General features: G+C 37.8%; 2 protein-coding genes and 1 pseudogene. All 3 read right to left on the bottom strand.

What is annotated here, in order from left to right; translation table 11 throughout:
- A pseudogene (locus IQR33_RS15590) lies at positions 1–559 on the bottom strand (hypothetical protein); the annotation flags it as partial.
- Between the two features lie 1,031 nt (positions 560–1,590).
- A complete protein-coding gene (locus IQR33_RS15595; RefSeq protein ID WP_005393681.1) occupies positions 1,591–1,824 on the bottom strand; it encodes a hypothetical protein in 234 nt (77 codons plus the stop codon).
- Positions 1,825–1,911: 87 nt separating this feature from the next.
- Positions 1,912–2,145: DapH/DapD/GlmU-related protein (locus IQR33_RS15600; protein WP_265575790.1), on the bottom strand; the 234-nt coding region annotated here is incomplete at its 5' end.

Raw genomic sequence — 2,145 nt, forward strand, 5'->3', positions numbered from 1 at the left:
TGGTTTTGTATTCGTGGAAATTTTTTCTCAGTCTTGGCGAAACCGAAAAATCGACGCTCCAAGCTGAAAAAGAGATCGGCACATCTAAACGAACCGCGGTGTGCAGTTCATCTTTACGAGATGTTTCTGAAGTTGGAATGGTGAGCTGACCCGCAACGCCGATTTTCCCTGTATCTCCAAAGCGATATAGGTTCGTGTATTGCAAGCCCAACACCGAATCTGTCGCGTAGGTGCCGACTTCATCTTCTAGGGCACGATAGCCCCCCGTAGAAAAATAGGCTTTTGTGTCGCTCGAAAAGGAATAAACGAGATCGCCTCCCCACGAGAAATTGCGGACAGAACGGTAGTCGTCTTTATCGTAAATGTTTGTATCGTAAGATAGGTAAACGGCCCCACTAAACTTACAAACAATACAGGACGTGTCTCCTTCATTTTGTGTAGATTCAGGCGTGCTGGTGCTATCAATTACACTCGTTTCCACCGCGAATGATGGCGCTGAAAACAGCGTACCCAACAACATTGCAAGCGGCGTCATCATCCACTTTGTTGTGTGCTGCATGTTTTGAAACTTCCATGAGAATTAAGTTTATTAGAATAAACTTAAAGACAAACAGATTATTGGGATGAAATTCCATAAAAATTCAGATAATCAACCCCAATAAACCTATCAACCATAAAATTACTCTTATGGTTAAATCCTTATTTAATTTTTTAATACTATTTATCTTAGTATTGTCACGTTCTACTTTGCTTAAAAACGTACTTTAAAATGACGTTTTATAAATAAATCCACACACCACAACATTAAAGAAGCAGCAAAGCAACGCCATTAAAACAAAATTTAAAAGACAATTATTATCAACAACTTAAAATCAACAAAAACAGTTAAAATGAATGAGTCAAAATGTATAAGTTAAAATACAATAAAAATATAAGAACATCATTCCGTTTAATTTTAGTCGTTATTGTATTGAGAAAGTTTAATTTTCAATTTCTAAAATTGGTGGGATACACATAAGAGAAATCATCAAAACCATCCGTTGTTAATAATGAATTTCGCATTTAAAACAAAAGATAGAAACAAGATCAAATTCATGTTTTCTAATATATCGATTCAACCTTTCACAAGTTTGAATAGAAAATCAAACTTTCAGTCAATCTAAAAACAACAAAACATTCACCAAGTGAATATTCAAAAGATAAGTCAAAACTAAATAGCACACACGGTCAGCATATTTGTGAATTATTATTCATTAATTATTTTTTCACAAATTAAACATTAATGTGACCAATTTCACACAATCACACCGCGTACAACATAAAGTAAACGAAATTTAAGTGTTTACTGACTCAAAACGTGTCGATAAACAGAGGTTAAACATCGAGCTGAAACACGTATTTCCCACCAAAATTTATTTTACATAGCAGTGAGTTACCTGCATCCAAGCGGTTAAAATGCGTACTGATGTGACTCATTTTTGAGAGAGGAACATAAGAAGAGCAAAAGCACTAAAAGAGGATAATGCGATTTGAATAACCAGTGCTTCAAACCGCACTTATGAACTTATGCAGAGAAAGAAAGACTATCAGTTACTGTTGAATGGTTTTATGACCACAGTTTTCGCAGATCAAGTGACGTTCAAATTCATCCATAGATGCAAGGAAGGCGCCGAACACTACACTTTTGAGAAAGCCAGCGATGAACTCTTTCTTGTTGCGATTTTTATCGCCTTCAAAGCCACTTTTTTTTCTAACTAACACCACGACATGATGCGTTTCTACCCCACATGTAGGGCACATGAGGACTTCTGTCTTGTTCGACATCTTAGACTCCTTGATGAATTATCCCTTTCTGCTGGCATGATTCTCTTACGCCTGTAAAGCGAGTCATCATGCCATCACTATCGATTCTTACTCTTCTTCGTTGAGACGACGAATCAACTTAGCTGGCGTGCCTCCGTATAGACAATCTGGCGGCACATCATGGTTGACTACCGAGTTAGCTGCAATCACCGAGCGAGCGCCAACTGTTACACCTTGGTTAATGACGGAGTTACCGCCAATCCACACATCATCTTCAATCGTGATGGGTTTACAAAACGTTTCCCAACGTCGGCGACTGCGGTAATCAACAGAATGAGAAGC

The sequence above is a fragment of the Vibrio sp. OPT46 genome, from assembly GCF_015163535.1.
Taxonomy (GTDB): domain Bacteria; phylum Pseudomonadota; class Gammaproteobacteria; order Enterobacterales; family Vibrionaceae; genus Vibrio; species Vibrio alginolyticus.

Excerpts from the sequence above, each read along its gene's own strand:
- IQR33_RS15595 (WP_005393681.1), bottom strand. The coding sequence starts at position 1,824 with ATGTCGAACAAGACAGAAGTCCTCATGTGCCCTACATGTGGGGTAGAA.